This window comes from Nanhaiella sioensis (genome assembly GCF_046557775.1).
Lineage (GTDB): Bacteria > Bacillota > Bacilli > Bacillales > SM2101 > Nanhaiella > Nanhaiella sioensis.
In genome coordinates this window covers 4,173,227-4,192,538 of record NZ_JBKAEG010000001.1, presented here as the reverse complement: position 1 = coordinate 4,192,538, position 19,312 = coordinate 4,173,227, and the positions used below count along the sequence as shown (strand labels likewise).

The 19,312-nt window shown below is 31.5% G+C and carries 21 protein-coding genes; 9 read left to right on the top strand and 12 right to left on the bottom strand.

What is annotated here, in order from left to right; genetic code table 11:
* Positions 1 to 526: 526 nt before the first annotated feature.
* Positions 527 to 982, top strand: a complete 456-nt coding sequence (locus tag V1503_RS19790) for a hypothetical protein (protein ID WP_320259323.1) — start codon at positions 527 to 529, stop codon at positions 980 to 982.
* A gap of 259 nt (positions 983 to 1,241) precedes the next feature.
* Here V1503_RS19790 and V1503_RS19785 read toward each other — a convergent pair whose 3' ends face one another.
* From V1503_RS19785 to V1503_RS19760, 6 genes are all read right to left on the bottom strand, one after another.
* The gene (locus V1503_RS19785) at positions 1,242 to 1,820 is read right to left on the bottom strand and encodes a YncE family protein (RefSeq protein WP_410628860.1); all 579 of its coding nucleotides are present in this window, start codon (positions 1,818 to 1,820) and stop codon (positions 1,242 to 1,244) included.
* A gap of 17 nt (positions 1,821 to 1,837) precedes the next feature.
* On the bottom strand, positions 1,838 to 2,278 hold the full coding sequence (locus V1503_RS19780) for a YncE family protein (RefSeq protein ID WP_410628859.1): 441 nt from the start codon (positions 2,276 to 2,278) through the stop codon (positions 1,838 to 1,840).
* A gap of 1,146 nt (positions 2,279 to 3,424) precedes the next feature.
* Positions 3,425 to 3,625: a hypothetical protein gene (locus V1503_RS19775; protein ID WP_214483109.1), complete on the bottom strand. Its 201-nt coding sequence runs from the start codon at positions 3,623 to 3,625 to the stop codon at positions 3,425 to 3,427.
* Between the two features lie 807 nt (positions 3,626 to 4,432).
* Entirely contained in the window at positions 4,433 to 4,606 is a 174-nt protein-coding gene (locus V1503_RS19770; protein WP_214483107.1) for a hypothetical protein, read from the bottom strand.
* Positions 4,607 to 5,868: 1,262 nt separating this feature from the next.
* Positions 5,869 to 6,603: a hypothetical protein gene (locus V1503_RS19765; RefSeq protein ID WP_410628858.1), complete on the bottom strand. Its 735-nt coding sequence runs from the start codon at positions 6,601 to 6,603 to the stop codon at positions 5,869 to 5,871.
* Between the two features lie 212 nt (positions 6,604 to 6,815).
* Complete coding sequence (locus V1503_RS19760) at positions 6,816 to 7,058, bottom strand: S-layer homology domain-containing protein (protein WP_410628857.1); 243 nt, start codon at positions 7,056 to 7,058, stop codon at positions 6,816 to 6,818.
* A gap of 928 nt (positions 7,059 to 7,986) precedes the next feature.
* Between V1503_RS19760 and V1503_RS19755 the strand changes: the two genes are divergently transcribed.
* From V1503_RS19755 to V1503_RS19740, 4 genes are all read left to right on the top strand, one after another.
* On the top strand, positions 7,987 to 8,952 hold the full coding sequence (locus tag V1503_RS19755) for a hypothetical protein (RefSeq protein WP_410628856.1): 966 nt from the start codon (positions 7,987 to 7,989) through the stop codon (positions 8,950 to 8,952).
* An 82-nt stretch (positions 8,953 to 9,034) separates the two neighbouring features.
* Complete coding sequence (locus V1503_RS19750; RefSeq protein WP_410628855.1) at positions 9,035 to 9,529, top strand: hypothetical protein; 495 nt, start codon at positions 9,035 to 9,037, stop codon at positions 9,527 to 9,529.
* Between the two features lie 207 nt (positions 9,530 to 9,736).
* Complete coding sequence (locus V1503_RS19745) at positions 9,737 to 10,999, top strand: helix-turn-helix domain-containing protein (RefSeq protein WP_410628854.1); 1,263 nt, start codon at positions 9,737 to 9,739, stop codon at positions 10,997 to 10,999.
* Between the two features lie 207 nt (positions 11,000 to 11,206).
* Positions 11,207 to 11,317 (top strand): DUF8096 family protein, encoded by a 111-nt coding sequence (locus V1503_RS19740; protein WP_410629474.1) that lies wholly within the window; start codon positions 11,207 to 11,209, stop codon positions 11,315 to 11,317.
* Between the two features lie 980 nt (positions 11,318 to 12,297).
* On the opposite strand, the gene V1503_RS19735 is transcribed toward V1503_RS19740, so the two are convergent.
* Both V1503_RS19735 and V1503_RS19730 read right to left on the bottom strand, forming a co-directional pair.
* A complete protein-coding gene (locus V1503_RS19735; RefSeq protein ID WP_410628853.1) occupies positions 12,298 to 12,510 on the bottom strand; it encodes a hypothetical protein in 213 nt (70 codons plus the stop codon).
* Positions 12,511 to 13,093: 583 nt separating this feature from the next.
* On the bottom strand, positions 13,094 to 13,522 hold the full coding sequence (locus V1503_RS19730; RefSeq protein WP_320258861.1) for a hypothetical protein: 429 nt from the start codon (positions 13,520 to 13,522) through the stop codon (positions 13,094 to 13,096).
* Between the two features lie 673 nt (positions 13,523 to 14,195).
* Between V1503_RS19730 and V1503_RS19725 the strand changes: the two genes are divergently transcribed.
* Complete coding sequence (locus tag V1503_RS19725) at positions 14,196 to 14,954, top strand: hypothetical protein (protein ID WP_410628852.1); 759 nt, start codon at positions 14,196 to 14,198, stop codon at positions 14,952 to 14,954.
* 232 nt (positions 14,955 to 15,186) lie between these two features.
* The gene (locus V1503_RS19720; protein ID WP_410628851.1) at positions 15,187 to 15,462 is read left to right on the top strand and encodes a hypothetical protein; all 276 of its coding nucleotides are present in this window, start codon (positions 15,187 to 15,189) and stop codon (positions 15,460 to 15,462) included.
* Between the two features lie 115 nt (positions 15,463 to 15,577).
* On the opposite strand, the gene V1503_RS19715 is transcribed toward V1503_RS19720, so the two are convergent.
* Complete coding sequence (locus tag V1503_RS19715; protein WP_410628850.1) at positions 15,578 to 15,955, bottom strand: DUF3221 domain-containing protein; 378 nt, start codon at positions 15,953 to 15,955, stop codon at positions 15,578 to 15,580.
* A gap of 398 nt (positions 15,956 to 16,353) precedes the next feature.
* Between V1503_RS19715 and V1503_RS19710 the strand changes: the two genes are divergently transcribed.
* The gene (locus V1503_RS19710; RefSeq protein WP_410628849.1) at positions 16,354 to 16,683 is read left to right on the top strand and encodes a YolD-like family protein; all 330 of its coding nucleotides are present in this window, start codon (positions 16,354 to 16,356) and stop codon (positions 16,681 to 16,683) included.
* Between the two features lie 143 nt (positions 16,684 to 16,826).
* Here the strand turns inward: V1503_RS19710 and V1503_RS19705 are convergent, their stop codons facing one another.
* The 3 genes from V1503_RS19705 to V1503_RS19695 all read right to left on the bottom strand — a co-directional run bounded on the left by V1503_RS19705 (position 16,827) and on the right by V1503_RS19695 (position 17,925).
* A complete protein-coding gene (locus V1503_RS19705; RefSeq protein WP_410628848.1) occupies positions 16,827 to 17,021 on the bottom strand; it encodes a hypothetical protein in 195 nt (64 codons plus the stop codon).
* A gap of 178 nt (positions 17,022 to 17,199) precedes the next feature.
* Complete coding sequence (locus V1503_RS19700; RefSeq protein WP_410628847.1) at positions 17,200 to 17,487, bottom strand: hypothetical protein; 288 nt, start codon at positions 17,485 to 17,487, stop codon at positions 17,200 to 17,202.
* Between the two features lie 72 nt (positions 17,488 to 17,559).
* Positions 17,560 to 17,925: a hypothetical protein gene (locus V1503_RS19695; RefSeq protein ID WP_410628846.1), complete on the bottom strand. Its 366-nt coding sequence runs from the start codon at positions 17,923 to 17,925 to the stop codon at positions 17,560 to 17,562.
* Positions 17,926 to 18,157: 232 nt separating this feature from the next.
* Here V1503_RS19695 and V1503_RS19690 point away from each other — a divergent pair, with 232 nt between their 5' ends.
* Positions 18,158 to 18,514: a helix-turn-helix domain-containing protein gene (locus V1503_RS19690; RefSeq protein ID WP_320258869.1), complete on the top strand. Its 357-nt coding sequence runs from the start codon at positions 18,158 to 18,160 to the stop codon at positions 18,512 to 18,514.
* Positions 18,515 to 19,312: the final 798 nt, after the last annotated feature.

Sequence of the window (19,312 nt, the reverse complement as noted above, 5' to 3'; positions counted from 1 at the left end):
ATCTTAAATTGATAGTCATGTTAGTTGATATTTACTCTATTACTCTTGCTATCCTCCCCCCACTCCAGAGTATGAACAATTCCTCATTACCTTAATTACGCTGTCCATAGATTCAAACGTTGTTGAATGGGGATACCTCAAAATCGTTCAAATGTATTCGAATCTGTTGGAATGCACTTTAGACATCGTCCTTATATAACACTCTACTTTGCAGTCCTTTTCAACAAATATATACCATTACCCAAAATAACTAAGTCATTAGATTCAGCATTATACTTTTGGGATAATACTCCATATATACGTACAAATTCTGGATACTATCATCTTCTGTAAACTCCTCTATCAGAATTATATAACAAATATCAAACATAATATTACTTTTATCCATTACTTCCATTGACATTGTCAGTATTTCTTTCATAATTCATGGACTAATGTCAGTTACAAAAATACATACACAAACATCTACTAATAAGATAGGGTGAAATAGTTCATCCCCTACTATTACTGAAAGGAATGAAAGAAAATGTCTGCTTGTAATTGCAAAGGAAAAGACAACGAAATATTCTGCAATTGTCAATTTGGGACGGTCACATTAAAAGATTTTTCTGGTACTATATCTTTAGAGCTAACAACAGATACAATAAAGGTTACAGAAAAGGACTGGATTGCAAAAATTGATACGATGGTCGACTTGGAGGTGGTTGATAGTACGAGTACGAGTGATGATCTAAATATTAGATATGTAGTTGAACGAGTTACAGGTGGGATGACAACAACATTATGTGAGTATGTTGTGGTTGATGAAAGGGATCCAGTGTACACATTAACCCCAAATAATACAGTCTGTGACCATCCACCACTAGGATGTCATATGTATCGTCTATCCGTCTTGGATAATGGAACAGGGAGTTTAGTAGTAAATTCTAATTGCCGATGCATAAATGTCATTACCTTTCCGAAAGGCGATAAAAATAAATAAGTTTCTGTAGAAATCAATGCAATAATCAAAAAATCCCTACTCATTAAGTAAAGGATTTTTGCTATGTCAAGCATGTCAATTCAAAGGTACAGTATATTATATTTTTCCTCACTAAATGATGATCAAAATTTAAAATAGCATCAGAATATCCATTATGTTTATTAGACAAAAGAACCTAAACTGTAATTGTTCAAATATAACAATAAAATACTTCTTTTATTGTGTTTACAGGAAAGGTAGCAATTATGACTGGCTTTTATCACAGTATAAACTTAATTACCTCAGGTAAAGTGACAGGAACTGTTGCCATTACTGAGTGTGTCTTTACGTCAATCACAGATACACTATCAGCTGTTCTGTTCGCAACATATGCTAATTTTCCATCAGGAGTAAAAGCGATATTATCAATCGGTTCTTGGATACTTCCCCCGTTCTCAACTGGAATAGTCGCTATTATAGACTGAGTTTTTACATCAATGACAGGTACTGTATTACCTGACTCAATAGTTAAATATACTACTGTTCCATCAGGTGAAATGGCTAAGCTATTGGCTCTAGTTATAGGAATTTCAGCAACGATTGAATGGGTTTTTACATCTATTACTGAAACAGGCGTGTCACCAAAAGCCCCAGCGATAACATATGCAAGCTTCCCATCTGGGGTAATGGCTACGTTAGTTGGGTTTCCTGCTATTGTGATAGAAGCAATAACTGAGTGTACCTTAGTATCTATGACGGACACCCTACCTGAGCCAGTGTCTACTGTGTAGGCTAATTTTCCATCTGGGGTAAATGCAAGCTTACTAGATGGAGAGTCTACTCGTATAGTAGCAATCACAAAGTGTGTCTTCGTATCTATTGCTGAAACATGTTGTCATTAACAACATAAGCCAGTTTTCCATCTGGGGTAATTGCAATATTTAAAGGGGCTCCATTCGTAATTATAGTAGAAATAACAGTATGAGTTTTTGTATCAATAACTGAAACACTTCCGGAGTCTCGATTGGTAACATATGCAAGCTTCCCATCTGGGGTAATTGCAATATTATTTGGGTTATCCCCCACTGCTACATTAGCAATAATAGAATGGATTTTTGTGTCAATTACAGATACAGTTCCTCCAACTGCCATTGGGACAGTAGTATAAACCATTTTACCATCTGGTGAAATTGCTATATTATTTGTGGCATCTACTGATGGAATATTCAATTTTGCAATGACTGAATGCGTCTTCGTATCAATAACGGTAAGCATATTATTACCTGGAGATCTAGTCAAAACATAAGCCAGTACCATCGTACCAACCTCCATTTATTTGTTTGATTAAGTGTATGCGACAGAGTACCCCTAAATGATTTCATGATAAAAGTCATTTTATATCTTAAATCTATAAACATATTTCCTTAAGGTTATATTTATCCTATTATCCTTTCAATCCTCCACTCACCAGAGTATGTATAATTCCTCATTACCTTAATTAACCTGTCGAGAGACTCAAACGTTGTTACATGAGGGATACCTTATATCCCAGGTGTATTCCAACCTGTTAGAAACCAGGCATGTACCTAACCTAAACACTGTTGTATTGTCACGGACATTGAATCAAAAGGAAAAAGAATAATATGGATGCGATTAATTGGGTGGAATTAATTCAAGGTGCTCTGTATTTGATCGTTGAGTTACCTCCATTTATATTGACATACATAAAAAATAAAACCACATAGAGAAGTTTAATAGTGTATTGGAATATGTTGAGATTGAGGTTAAATTTGCTGAGTATTATGATAAATGCTCATGTGAAACAAAGTATAAGCATGCTGCTAATTGGTTATCTCAAAGAGCGAGTCAAATAGGTATTAAATGAAGTTCAGAAGAAGTTAGAGGTAAGGCTACACTTAAAAATATTTAGATGGCATATGAGGATGCCTGGAAAAAAGAATGTGTAGCTGAGGAATAATTAAAGGATCAATACATCGTTTTTTGTATTACTATATATAAAGTATGATCCACTAACAAATAACATAATATTTTCATATATAAGTAAATGAAATCATTGTAGAAAGGGAGTGAAAAAAATACTGAGCCTAATTAGATTATTTGGATTCATTTGGGAAAATTAATGATTAATTTAGTGTGGTACAGAATTTATAAGATTCAACGCCTATTTTTACTATATAAACACAATAACGACCAAAGGCAGTTACAGTCTCTTTAACTTCCTTTAATATTGCAGGCACCCAGACTCGGGTGCTTGTACATGTTCGTTTAGAACTCTCTTAGGCATTCATATATGTACTAAATATAGCTAAATGGGGTCTCCGGACATTTCGAAAATTTTGTAAGTTAAGCAGATTTCAATATAACAGTAGAGTTTCTGTATTCTAAGAAACCCTACGGTTCAATTTATATAGGAGTAACCTACCCCTTTTTCTCTGGCATTTGTCAGCCACCCTCTATACAAGTGGCAGTCGAACTTCCGACAACAGAATTCAGTTCTTTAAGCAGTGAATGTAAGAGTCCATTCTTTACTAAGATATCTAATGGTTGTGCTGTTATTGGTACATTATACTTATCGAAAACAACTTCTGTTTCTTTCCAAATATCTACAATTCCTTGTGGAGACATATTAGATTGTATAACCATTTCACTTCTCCTTCTATTGGTGTAATGAAGCAATATCGAAACAAAAGCATATACACGTTTCTTTTAGGTGCTTTGTACACTTAATTAAATATATACTAATAAAGACAAACCAAAAGCAACTAAACTCATTCCTGATATTACCAAAGTATAAGATTCTTACCTTCTTTGAGACTTACCTAACCTAACCTACAAATTTTAAAAATGTTGTCTGTCCATTTTTAAAAAGCAACAAAAAAGACTGAATTTCTTCAGCAATAGTAATCACCATAATCATTGTGTTTCATAAAGTTAACTTATTTCTGTACCACTTCTTTTCGTATTTTCTACAAGTAAGAAAAAAAGATAAAATGAAAATAGGGATAGCTATTATGCTAGTAACCAAAATTATAAAGGTATTTAGCATGATATTAAATACTAATTCTGAAAACGTGTGAAAGCCAAATTTAAAACCTTGACTTATAATCAAAATACCAACATCCATTATAAGCCATAATACTAAACTCATTATACCCCATCGAAAAATATCTTCTTCAACAAACCCTCCAAAAAAATAATACCGTATTTTACAACAATATAAAATTCTATATTCGTAGGCAAAACATTAAACTTTTGTGACTGTGTATACTCCAATCCCGCTATATTACGATTAAAATCAAATGAGAAATTAAAACAATTCGATAGTTACTTGGAATTTGCTTTTAATAGGTGTTTTCGTCCATTGACTCAAACAAACTAAAAAACCTCTCTCCACTGTTTGAAGATGAGGTTTGCCATTTTTTACATTGATAGCAAGTTATTAAGGACGCTTTAGGTGTAGAAAATAGTACCTGAATTTGCTACGACTTTTGCCTTTCCTTGTATCCTAAAATCCGCAGTGTGGTGAAATGCTAGTGTTTCTCCTAGTGGTATTTCAATAGACTCTTGAGCTGAAGTAACAATTACACAATTTTCATCTAAGGCTGTAATATATGTAAGTATCAATTTGAAACCTCCCAATTTTTCATTTTACAATTCTAAATTATGGAATATGCGAGTGAAATAGAACATTAATATGAATTCTATGACCTGATTCTTCTTTTTTTTATAACATTTTGTGATTGATCAAAGTTTCTGAGATGCTCTTAGACGAAATTACCTTTTCATAAAAAAGCCCCTGCTCCGAAGAGTAGAGACTATATGAGTTATGTATTCAATGAACTTTTGGTGTGGAAAGTAAAATTGATTCGTTGAGTCTATTATGATGTGTTGTTAATATGTGTTAACTAATTACTTTAAATGTACTCATTCCTAGTATCGTTTTTTACTTGATATTTTTTAAACTAATATCATCAGTTACATCATCTTGAGGTGGAATTTGTTATAAAGTGCATTAAAAATAGGTAGAACCCCCTGTTTACTTTTTGTGCTCAAGGTTCTACCTATTTTAATGACCCAGTAATTACAACTACTAAAGTGAAAGCTATAATCCAAAAAAGCCAACCTTTTAGCACTGGATTTTTGACATTGTTACTCACTAAATCACCTCATTTAGTAATTCTACCTCACTTAGATTTCAACTTTCTTCTATTAAGAGTTAAATGCATTCTTGTAATATCCTGATGGATTTTAGAAAACGATATTCTGCTTCTCTAATTTTGTCGATAAATTTCTAGCCCTATTATTAAAGATTCATTTTAAGATATTAAAGACATCTAAATTTATCCTTTATTGTTACATTTCATCTGCCTTATCTTAGAGAGAAAAGTAAAACGCTACAAAACAGTAACGTTTTACTGCCAAACGTTACACTATATATGAACGTAAAGGGCGAAAATGGGTTGTTACTATAATACCAAAATATTAAAATTTGTGATTTTGGCTTAAGAGGCGATTTAGAGGGATTTGCCGGGGTTTTTGTTTGAAATGTTATGTGTTTCTTACTATTAAATAAACATATTGATATTTTTACTGATTATAATAACCCAATAAATAACCATTCATATCAACTTGGAAATACACGAAACTATCGTATAAAGTATACTTACCCGTTTGCTAAGAAACAAAATAAAACTTCAAAGGGTGGGGTCAAGACAAAACAAGAACCTCATAATATGCACTTGGAGTAGAGAAAAAGTACTCTGTCGACTTGTTCATCTTATTTTTCTAGTATGTTTCACAATAAAAGGCGAAACCTCTTAAAAATAAGGTCGCACCTTTATCTATTTGTTGTTATTTATTATTATTTCAATTTCACACTATCAATCTTATTGATCTGTAGGTTCAGTTCCAAAGATTTCAACCCACCATTGTTCACCTTCTACTAACCAATTTGGGTCATAAGGTAGATCTCTTGATTCCTCCCTAAGTTTTAAGGAAGCATTATAACCTAAAACTTCAGCTTTAATTTCATCCATCGTTTTATCTTCTACTTCTAGGCCATAGTACTTTGCCTTTGACAAATAATTTACAGGTGTTGCGAGCTTCTTTAAATCACTCTCATCGTACAATTGCCCAAATGTTTTCCCTTCAGTATCAATATTCTTACTTTCAATTTCATTATAAAGCATCGTCCATGGATCCATACGAATGATTGAAGCTTCTTTTCTCTTAAGCTCTTGTACGCCTTCAGCTGATACATCAGTATGCTCATTTTCAAATAATTGTTCTAAAATCTCTTCCGTTGAGTATATATCAAAAACTTCATTATCTACTAATACGGTTTCTCCAACGGAGCTTGTTACTTTGGTCGTCCCATTTTCATTATAATGAATACTAAAACCACCGAAAAATTCACCAAACTTAAAATCTTTATATTGAATATTGTCGAAATCTGTTAATGTTTTTGCTTTTGTTACCGAATCTTGTGAAAGTACTTCAACTAGCTTAGAATTTGATTTTTCATAAGCTGCGAATACATCAGAGTTAATTGCTGTGAGCCCTCCTCCGAGTAATAACGCTGATAATGACGCAGTTGCGATAAATTTCTTTGTATTTTTCATTTAAAAACATCCTTTCTTTGATTGATATTACAACTAAATGTTTGGTACAACTTAAATATACTTATCTAAGATGACTTTACAGTGACTATAAAATAACAATTTAGTCACTTAAGCCTATATTTTTAAAATTAGTATTTTTTTCCTACTAGTACTAGAAGTGCCCTCATAAAAATTTATATCACTGATTCTTGGGTTTGGACGGTTTGATCTATCTAGCCTAACGCACGAACAATCATTATAGCTGTTTGAACTCTTTTTACCTCATCATTTGGCTTAAATGTACCATCAGAAAAGCCTTTAATAATATTTTTATCACTTAAAAATTCAATTTCATTTTTAGCCCAAAAACCGTCAGGAACATCACTAAAGCTTGTACTAGCACTGACTATCATTCCTGACAATAATACTGATAATACCAATGTAATAGTTAAAGTAAAAACTTTAAACTTTTTCATTTACCCTCCCCTCCTTTAACAACAATGGCTTCTACTTAAATTTGGTATATCCTCTAAAGAAAGACGTAAGATTACATTATATTTTTACTCAACAATTCAAACTTTAATCTTGTAATCTGATAAACTTATTATATTGAGACTTCTCTATCTTGAAGGTGATACAAATGAAGAATACGAGGAGTTTTCACGAACGGGAGTAATAGATGGTTTCAAATTATATGAGTTAGATAATTATAATGAGATTTGGATTGTTAAGGGAGTTCTATATCGGATAAATAGTAAAGGTGAAATGCACATAATCAGTAAGATGTAAGTTGATTATTTGAGGATTAAAAAGCATGTTTATCTTGCTTACATATGATCAATAATAAAAATGATGATTTTTCATAAGTTTTTCCCTTTCTTTTTTGCCCTACATTATTTTAACCTAGGGCTTTTTCTGTAAACTAAACTTTTATTCAAATCCCCTTCCAAACTCTTACAATTTTTTTACAGATTAAAATAATTAAAGTTCTAAATACACTTATGTGGGGAAAATTCTGTATTGAATAATCAAATTTTTTTAAATAATATCAAATAAATAAATGTAAGACATACCCTTTTTTAAAGTTATATTTATAATCTGATGACAAATTGTAATTTATTTGAATTAAAATCAATATTAACTCCACTGAAATTCCTAATAATGTCTATTATTTACAAGTGACAAAACAAACAATTTTCCCAATACCATTACATATCAATCTATTATAAAATATGTATTAGCGCTGATTAATGAAGTTATTGTTAATATCATTTCAATATTTTCATTTTATGATTCACCAATCTTTGATAGATGATATAAGAAATGTTTTGAAATGATAATTACACAAGAACCGGTTTTTGTGTTGTTTTACACAATTAGATTACTAAGGGGAGATTTTCAAAAATGATTAAAAAAATTATGTATTCAATAGCTGCTTTCACTCTTTCATTTTTACTATTTGATGGAAGTGCTTTTGCTGAAAAACCAGATAAAGATGTAGATTGGAATGGTAAAGTAGTAGAGAAACTAAAAATAAATAAAGACCTTACACTAGAAAAGCTAGAAGACGGAAGAGTACTTCCAGTTAGTAAAGATATTGCTGAAAGTCTAAATGAAATAGAACTAATAGATGTGACTACTTTTATGGGTTATGAGAATACTGAATCTATTTCAACTGGACTTAAGCGACAAATGGCTCAAGATGGTGGTAAAGCAGTTGTACTAAAAGACAAAAAGATTAAATTTAAGAAAATGGATAAGGACGGAAATGTAATAGAAAAAGGAGAAAGTCCTTTAAACAATCATTCAATGAACTTAACAACATCGAACACTAAAACTCTAAAAAATTACCATTCTATTATGGCTGCATCTATTCCTCCAAGCATTGATAATGACGAATGGAGTGGAGCAATATATGCAGGACTATCAGGCACTACAGATAAACAATTTAAATATGCATTGTATTTTGATTATGATTGGAAGGAAAATCCCTTTGCATGGGTTGACAAAATGGGATTAGCCTGGACTACTGGCGGAACAAAAGTTGCTGGTTCTGACTATTCAAACCACTATCTACGACTTAGCACTGGTAGACGAACAGACCTTATTGATATTGAAGAATCTACCTCATATGGTACAGTTATAAATGTAGAAATGGCTAATGCACATGACGGCAACCAATGGGGGTACCAGACGGTAAAAGTATACTACGACGAAGAGGATGGAGGTAAAGAGGAATTCTTTGCTGGCAAGTATGTTCATAATTGGCAAATAGTCGCTAACGACATATCTATTGGGCCAGCTACCATAGACATTTCTGATGGATTTTACGAATGGGATCTTGAGGCTAACTTCGAACTAGGAAAATAAATGAAATGAAATATGACAACAAGCAAGGAATATTTAAAAGTTGCTTGTTGTCATATTTTACTTTTGAGAAAGAGGGCTAGTGATGAAAATAAGGTTGATTGTTCTATTATTGTTATCATTCATTATCTTGTATCAGTTTACTAATTATAATAAAGACAATAAAAAAACAGAACAAATTTATCAGATATTATACGACTTTAAAGAGCCTGTCCAATTCCCATTTAACATTGATGAGAAAACAACTGAAATAGATATAAAAAAAATAGATTTTTTACACCAATTTTCTTTTGAGTACTATAATTCAGAAACTACTCAACAAATCAATTACATTTTAACTAGAATATTAAATAAATCAAATAATTATAATTATCCGCCAAAGGAAACAAAAGAATTTTTGCTAGAAAATGGTACTATGGCCTATTATGAAGAAGGAGAGAAATCTCAGTTACTTAGATGGATTACACATGATGATTTCGAGGCAAAACTAGTGTATTTTACAAATAAAAATAGCACTGCGTTAGGTGATTATAAACTTGACGTCAAAGAACTATTAAAAATAGCCAATCAGGTACAGTAAAATAAATACTATATTCTATATACCTATCAGTATATTCCTTAGCCGTATGTTTGGAAATAAAGAATTCAACAAGAACATTTTACTCAAACAGCAACAAATTAACTCACCTTTTATTGTATATCATGTAAAACTCTCACATTGTCTTATTTGTACTCTTATTCTATAATATTCTCTTGTTAGTAATAGGATTAAGAAGGCAGTGAGAGAATGAATATTGGAAGGCTTATATTTTTTCATCGTAAACGTAGAGGCATGACTCAAGCTCAATTAGCTGATGGGGTATGTTCAGTTTCTCATTTGAGTAAAATTGAAAATAACTCCAAAGAAATGAGTGAGGAAACGCAATCCTTACTCTTTAAAAAATTGAACATCAAATTATATGAAGAGGAGCATCGTATCAATACGCTAAAAAAAGACATCCATCTACTCCATAAAGAAATAATTCATCAAAACAAAAGTAAAAGTCAAGAGATTTTCTTAAACATATCAAAAGTAGCAGACTGGATAGAATTCACACCATATATCTTTTTATACAAGATCGTTATTTTTCGTTTTTACTTGTTTCTAAATAATATCAGTGAAGCCAAAGCAGTAAGAGAACAATTATCTAAACAGAAAAATAAGCTATCCAACGATGAGAAAATTCTTTTTATGTTGTGCACTTCAATTTATCTTTTAATGAAAAATAAGCTACAAAGGTCTCTTGACCTTTTGATAAGCGTAGAAAAGTTGTCAGGTCATAATCCACCAATAGAATTAAATTATTATTTCTCTCTCTTATATGGTAGGTTAAATAAGTTCTCACTATCCATGCTTTATGGAAATAAGGCATTATTAGAGTTTCAAAATTCCAATAACTATTTAAGAGTTATAGATACTCAAATGATATTAGCTATTGACTTAAAACAAGTAGGTGCCATGAACGAATCTTTAGATTTATTCTTAAAAGCAGGTGAAATGACTGATTTGGTACAAGACATCAATCGTATAGCAAAAATTTTTCATAATATTGGTGATTTATACTATTGGAACAACAATTATGAAGAAGCCTCCTACTATTTTACTAAAAGCATAGAAAATAAAGAGTATGGTACTGAAGACTATATTAAAACATTGTCTGGCCTTGCTGAAGTTCATATGTTATTAGGTGAAAAAGAGAAAGCTAAAGATCTAGTAGTTCAAACTTTGAAATTGTCACAACAAAAAAATTTATCCGTGAATGTTACCTTATTCACAATATATTCAATTCAATTAGAAAACAACTTTCAAAAGTTATATAGCTACCTAGAGTCATATGCCATTCCATTCTTTATTGAAAAAAACAGATGGCATTTGGTTTCGAAATATGGAGAAATTATTGCATCTTACCATGCTGACAAACAAGATTATAAAAAAGCAAATGAATATTTAACTTTATGTAACCAAGCTCTTCAAAATCAATATAATAATGAAAGGATTCCATTACCATGAAAAAAATCTTAACTATATTTACATCATTAATTATAATTTTAAGTTCATCCATGTTACATTCCGTTAATGCTGTCGATATTGTAGAGCAAAATAACAGTGAAAAACTTAATATACATGAACCACTTGATAAATCAGAACCCGATTGGCCTGGCTTTTTCAAATAGCCAAAATTCTAATAATTATTATGCTAAAAAACAACTTTGATAGATAAAAATATACGACTACAAAGAATTCCCCGACAAAGCAAGTGGTCGCTGCGATAACTGTGACTCAACTAGTTTTAAAAGTTCTGTAAAGGATAATGTTTTCATACCCTAGTGTAATAATTGTGGAATGAAGAAGAGTATATAGCCCTATCAATATATAGGGCATTTTTTTCTTATTACACTTGCTTAATTATTAGAAATGAAGTAAAAATTCTGTTCGGTCACTTCAATTTTATTCCTAAAATATGGTTGACAATCATCCCTCCAATAGATTAATGTATTTAATTTTATATCTCCATCGAATGTTTCATGTTAATAAAATGTAGCTTTTATTGTGTATAATAAATCAAATAAAAAATGGAAAAAGAGCTGTTTCTAGCCCTTAATCACCTTATTAATTATAGTGTTTTAAAAAAACAATAACCATGTTACAAAATCAAGCTGTCTGGATCTGCTAAAGGCTGAGGTGTCATAAAGGTACGGTTTGAATGGGTTCTCTAATAAATAATTCGTAGACTAATGTTTCAGATTCAATTAATACTACCATCATACAGATAAAACTTACCATGGTCATCACAAATAAATACGAATTCCTCGAAGCTTCAACCTTAAAATGTTATTTTAATGTATACTATTTACAAAATAATATTCTGTATGGACTAGTATCCATATAGCTTGCCCTTTTACTGTCGTTTAGAGGACTTCTCATTAATAATGGACTTATTCGACCGAATTTCTATTTGCGCATTTCATCTAATCTCTCTAAATCATCTACTATTTCTCATATATTCTCTTCTGCAAGTTGAACAGCTAGACCTGACCGGGTTTGAGATAGGAATTGGGATGAGAAATAACTCTTGTTAGAAAAAAAGTATAGTTAATAACAAAATAAACAAAACTTCATCACTAAATATACCTATTTTTTCATCTCCATAGTTAAATGCAATATACTATGTTACAAGAATTGTTTGATATATGACGGGTAATCTAGGACAAGTATACATTTTAGTAGTTTATTTAACTTCTCTAGTAGTATTTTCATTCCCAAAAGCTTTACCACCTTGTTCTTCGTTATTACTCAACATTGTCACCTCATCTGGCAATTCTACCTCGCTTAGATTTCCTTTTTCTCTTATTGATGGCTAATTTCATAAGTGAAATATCTTGTTGAATTCTATCAAAAAGGTATTCTGCCCTTCTTATTTCATAAATAGAATTATCTGTCCTGTTGTTAAGTGTTTCATCAACGTATCCTAATGTTTTCAATAGTTCACCTGATATTTTTTCATACTGCTTTATATCCATAGTTCTTATTCCTCTCCTTTCTAACACCTTGTGCCCGAAATAAACAGATGGAAAACAATGTTCGCTCAGTATTGTTTTATATAAGTTAGATATTCAACAGAATTAAGTTTGCTACGAAGGTGTTCCTGTTTTTATTTTATCAAAATAATGAAACCACTGATTTTAGCTTGAGAGGTGGTTTGTAGTGAAAATATGAAATTTACTTTTGTATTCACTAGTTATTGTGCATTTGTATTAATATACTTATATTTCATTATGTAATTTTAATGAGAAGATCCTATATTTATAAAAATTCCTATATAACAGGAACTGAATGCAAAATTAACAAGTGCTGTAATGGGTTGTTTTTTACAAACAAAATAAAAAGAAGGCTTTAAAAGGTACGGGTAGGATTAGTTATTGCTGGAACATACCAATTGGAACAAGTGCCTGCACTAATTAATCTGAAGAAGCTGTAGAACAAGTTATAAATGAAGATGCAGGATTTGAAAATTTCGTTGTAATTTGGAGTGTATAGGTTAATTTTTCATTGAAATAAAACAATCGCCCTCAACATAAATAAATGCGTCTGAGGGCGATTGGATTATTGATTAGGTACGGATGTACTTATACATCTCTCTATTGTTCTAAATGAGTATTCTATCCTACAACTATCCTCATCATCCAAACAGTTCGCTGTAATATCGGTTACATTTGGAAAAGAAAAACTTATAGAGTTGCTATTATCAGGTAAATTGATTGTTGGTCGAATAATTTTGGGTATAACCGAACCATTTGTTGTTATATTTATTTCAAGGCCATCACCAGATATTAAAGTAATAGTTCCACATAAAACCCCAGTAGGAGTAGAAGCTCCACAGTAAATTTGAAATGGGTCGGTATCTTCTACACGATAAGTTCCCATAAAATCACAAGTAGGAACCGGACAATCGCAGCAAGCGGTCTTTTCTACGGTGTTAAGTGCCTTTGTAGTACTACCGCAACATGATGATTTTGAAGCATAAGCACTCATTGTTCTACCTCATTTCATAGTTTGTTTGGGGTATTGTATGGCTAATTAATTCGTTTTGATTAGACGGATGAGTAAATATTTTGGTGTTTTAGAGCTAATCGCAATCAACGCGGTTGGCTTTTTTATAATCCGAAAAAGGAGGTGATCTAACATGGCGCAATCACAGCCCGAAGTTGACGAGTTAATCGTGAAATAAAACGATGACGTTTTCGATGCTATTGCTAACTTAAAGGCGATTCAACGTGAAGTGAATAAACCAACGTGCCACTTCACATTAATAAATATGGAGAACGTAGTTGTGTGTTCGAAGACAAAGTCGATTTAGAAGCGTGGTGGAAAGCGAATGACAAATAAATTACAAAGCACGACCAACGAACTCCGTTATTTTAGCGGTGTTTTTTCTTATGTAGATGAAAACGGCGAACCTCGATTATCGGCGCCAGTTAAAATACTCCAAAATTCACGATAATGTATACCTTTTATCGTATCCTACCTCACTTCTGGAATAACATAAAATGTACTACCTATTCTTATAAAAAAAGGATAATAATAGTTTTTGTTGAAATATTAATATAGTGTTAGAAATGGATATAATTGATATTTATAACTACTATAGATCAAACTCAAATCTAATATTTCTCACTAATTTATGTTTTAACGGGAGTGAGGCGTAGTGAAAATGAGTAATAGTTTTATTTCCTATCAAAAAGACATCCTGTTAGCATTTATTACTTCAATTGTAGGTTACATGGTTTTAATATCAACAAATAGAGTTGGATTAGTCGATTTAACTATTGAAGCAGTTTTGTTCTCTCTAGCTAGTATAATAGGATTTAATGGCTATCGAAGATCTTCAAAGTCCATTAATAAACACTTTAAGAAATTTGAGTTATTTTACGGTATAACATATTTAATAGCTGTAGTCTCATTTATTATTGGTATATATTTTTTTGCTAACAACCCTACTATTCTAGAAATTGAACTTAGAAATGTAACGGAGAGCACTTTACTAATTATTATGAGTTTAATCAAATCATCATCCTTGATATTTTTAATTTTTACATGGAGCTATTTTTATAAGTATTTAAAAATATCAGCATCCACCAGAAAAAATATACTAATGTTCTTATCAGGGTTCTTACTTTATTTGATGTTATCAATAGTCATTTGGTTAATTACAAATGATTTAAATGTGTTAAGCTTGGGAATAGTCGTCGGGAGTGTAATTGGTATCTTTGCAATGATTGCACAAGACAAACGAACTAGATATCTGACTATCATTTTTATCATATACAGTAGTATACACTTAGTTGAGTTTTACATGATGGGGCTTGGTAAAAGTTTAGCAAGTGGATTAAATAACCCTGTATACTGGGGAGTCACTGTACTATATTTTTGTGAAGTAAATAGATGGATCAATAATGAAATTTAAGATGGAGAGATGTTATTGAAGCAGGTATTAAAATTTAAAATGATATTAGAAATAGTCTAAATGACTGTCTCTTTTTTATTTTGAAAGGTTGTGTCTGAAGTGGAAAACAATTTTGGAGCAATTGAGAAAAAAAACTCCAAGACAAAGTGGATTGAAAATCTAGAGAATCAATCGCAAGAAAAATGTTGCATCCTTCTCCTTCTCTTCAGACGAAGACTTTACAGAATTCAAGGTGAAAGTAGTAAATGCTACTGGAGCAGCCCATGACACAGGCACTGAGATAGATACCACTCATGGATCAGTTAATACAAGTGGAGATGAAGGCTATTCTGCAAACACACCAATTAATGTTCAAGTCACAGGTGATGATATTGAACAAGCTTCTAGTGGTGACGGTCAAAAAGTTATCAAGGTATTCATAAAAGATCAGTCTATATTAAGATGGAATATAAAGATATTTGGAAAGAAGAAAGTAAAGCTGACTAATATATATAAAGGGGAAAGATAGCGTGCCTCTCCCCTTTCTTCATGATTGTCAATCAAGAGTAGTTATAATTTATGCGATGATTTAAATTAATATCCTTACGGTAAAAGCTGCTTTATCGTAAAATCCCTCTCCCTTATTACTCATTATCCACATTCTTCTCTTGTTCTGATTCTTCAATAATTTCAACTTTTGTTGCACCTACTTTGGGAGGATTTGTCTCAGCAGCAAATTTTTTATGCCTGACCTTTACCTGTTGACCGACTGTTAACTCCTCATATTCATCTTTATCAATAGTAAAATACATAGCTGTTTGATTTTTTTGTGCCTCTGATCTTAGCTCTTCCTTTGATTTTTCATTTATATCATCTTTAGTAATATTACTTATCACTAAGATCTCATACACCTTACTTTCTTTTTTTTCAAGAATATAACCTTCGAATATTGGATTTGTCGTTGAACATGATACAAGAAGAGATAAAATTACAGCAGTAATTGCATATCTAAATAAATTCATATAGAACCCCTCTCATTCCATTTTACTTGTTGCTTATTCATTGTTCATTTATTCTGGCAAGTGAATTACTGTATCATTAGTATAGGGGAAGATATCATATAGTTCCATAGCGTCCATTATTTGAGTGTAAAGTCCATATGTTCCACCTACTCCAGATGGAAATTCACCTCCAGAATGTATAGGGTGTATTAAAAAATTGTAAGGATTGTATACTATTGCACCATTGTCCCCTCCTTGAGAAAAATCATCTGAGCTGAGATTATCATTATTTATCCTAGTTACTTAAGCCTCTCATTCCAAGCATCTCCTTATGTCTCATTACGAACGAACATATATTCCTTTTTAATGTATTGATCGAACATATCTTCGTATATACTATTGGTAAAGGAGTGATACGTTTGAAGGACAGAGGGATAATGAAATGGATGCCAGCATTTATACAACCTGAACATATGAAGATGATGAAAGAAGCAAAGGCTAAGTATTATAAGGTGCAAAAGCCTGTATTAGATGAGCATGAAATAGAGGAAATTAACAGTACAATCCAAGAAGCTATGGAGTTTACACAAGAAGTATCAGTGACGTATTTTGAGGACGGTGCGTTTAAACCATGCATGGGACATATTCATTATGTAGATCAGCTCAACAAACATATTAGAGTAACGGATAAATTCGAGGAAATACACAGGATTAAATTTGAGGATATTATTAATGTACAAATAATATAACAGCCCCACATGCTTTGCAGGGCTGTTATTTCATGGAGTGAATATCTTGCTGTATTTTATATTATGCAATTGTTATTATTTATATGCGTATTTTAAAGGACGGACAACATTTACAGTGTTTAAAAACACCGCTTCATCCGTTGTTATTTCACCTTTTGATACTTTCTTCTCCTACTCATCACTTGTAATAATTCCTTATAGTACCCCACTCTTTTACTAAACGGAGTGTTGGCATCTATTACAATATCAGAAGGAATAACTGCAAGTAATCCATCAATATGAAACGCTCTAGAAGATTGCAAATTATATCCAACTTCATCCCACTGAGCGTTAGTCAACTTTGAGCAGTACTACTCATCTTCTGACCAAATATCTGTTTTTATTCTATAATCATCTCCTACTTGTTCTAATCCGTAATCTACAGCTGCTTCTAATTCAGAAGTAGTCGCGTTAGTCCCCAACTTAGTGATTACTTTGTATTGTTTTATTCCGCTAGCACCATCCCATAAGTTACTTCTATTCCCAATGGTGTACTTTATTACCACTGTTTGCAGTTTTAGAAGCTTCAATCACATAATAATCAGTTGTTGAAAGTACAGCAGTATGTCCTGTATTAGATTTTTCCCCTATAGCATTATCACTACCGAAACCGTAGTACAAAATGTCCCCGTATTTTGATAGGTTTTTATTTTTTATTGAGAATTGGTTTGATAATAAAATAGATATTTTATTGGATTCACAAATAACTATATCCCTAATATCACTCTTGAGGGCGCTGATAATGTTATTCTCACTATTATTCATGATTATTTAAATCACCTTGAATCTCCCATATAAAAAGAGCATATAAGACTCCCACATGCTCCTTTATCTTTTTCAATTATTAATAAAATCCTTATTGTCATAGATTGAATATGTATTATTGTTTGACAACCACTCTTGAATCCCATGAATAGTATAGTAATTATCATCATCTGTACGTATAAATGGAATCCCACTGCCTGAAAGAACTTGATTTAAATCTATTCCATCAAATTCACTTATGGTAATCCCCATATACTCAGCTATTTCTGATTTACTATATAATCTCATTTCTACCTTACTGTTTTCACTTACTGAATTGACTGAACTAACTGAATTAGATTTTGCCATGTCTGATAAAGAATTGGAGATAAATATTGAACTGACTAAGATAGATATTGCTAGAATAATAATTGATATCCCTGTAAAATTTATTTTCATACTCCCGCCTCCCTTCGAACAAGCATGTAAATTCCTCCTCTTTGTATGATCACAATACACTATTAAGAATAATCCAATCGACAATTTAAGTACTCTTAGACTACTGAAACTTAGACCTAAAATTGTCATTTTATTATGATTTACTAAAACAAAAAAACGAAAATTAAGTTCCACGCCCTTTTGTTGGAAAATTTTCATATAATAAACATATATTAAATTAGGGGTGAAAACTATGAAAGAAAATTTAATAGCAAGATCACTATTTACTTTAGCTATTTGTCTTGTAATAGGTAGCTGGTTTATTTCAAATGGGTTAAAGGAAGGCAATCGAATAATTGCAGAACAATTGTCTGATGGAATTGAAGCCACTAAATCATACACAATAGATGCAACACAAGGTCAATTATTAACTGCTACACAGTTATCCGAATATTTGGGTATAAGCAATGAACAAGTAACTCAGTTATTCCCAGATTCAAATGGTAAAAGCGTAATACCTTATTTAAAAATTAAGGGTGAGCTCTTCTTCCCTAAAGCAGCCATTGATAAATGGTTACATGAAATTGAGGCAACCTCTATTAATAGATGAGCCCAATAAAATTTGGGCTTTTATTTTTTTAAAATACTTCTTTTATTATAAATGATCTAAGTTAATCATTTATCATAATATCTTAATTTCCTAACAAGCCATTCCAGTTGACAATTTTCTAAAATGTTGATTATGCCGACAACTCATTTAGTGTGTAGTTCACACTGTAATTGCTTTTCTATTAGACATGCTATAAATTTTGATAATTAGTTTTCTCTGCTATTTACCCTAAATTCCTCTACCATTTAAATGTTCAAACTGTTCCTTCTCAATTTCACTGTCAAATAATAGAAAAAAATCTATTACAAGCATATTTAGCTTCTTCACTTGCCTCATTTAACAAAAATTCATGGAGTTTATATTTTATGTCTCCCCCTTTATGTAATATTTGTATTGATAAACCTAAGATGGAAATTGTCAAATTGGGGTAAATTTTTTTGGAGATTTTGGTGGTCAAAAAGTGGTCAAGCACTGGAATTTTAAAATCCAGCTTTGCTTGACCACCAAAAGTAACTGCTATAAACGTTGTTAAATCAACATTTTAACTTTAATATAAAGTCATATATTGGTCACGTTCCCAAGGGTGAACTTGCGTACGGAACATATCTTTCCTTTTATTATCCGATTATATCTAATCAAAAACCCTTTAAAATCAACTTTTTCAAATTTACCTCTTCATACCTTATCATATATTTTCATCCTAAGTGGGGCATTAGTGGGTCAGGTGGTGGGTCAAATTATATCATCAAAATAAAGAGAACTCTTTCCTTTTGTGAAAGAGTTCTCTTTATTAATACC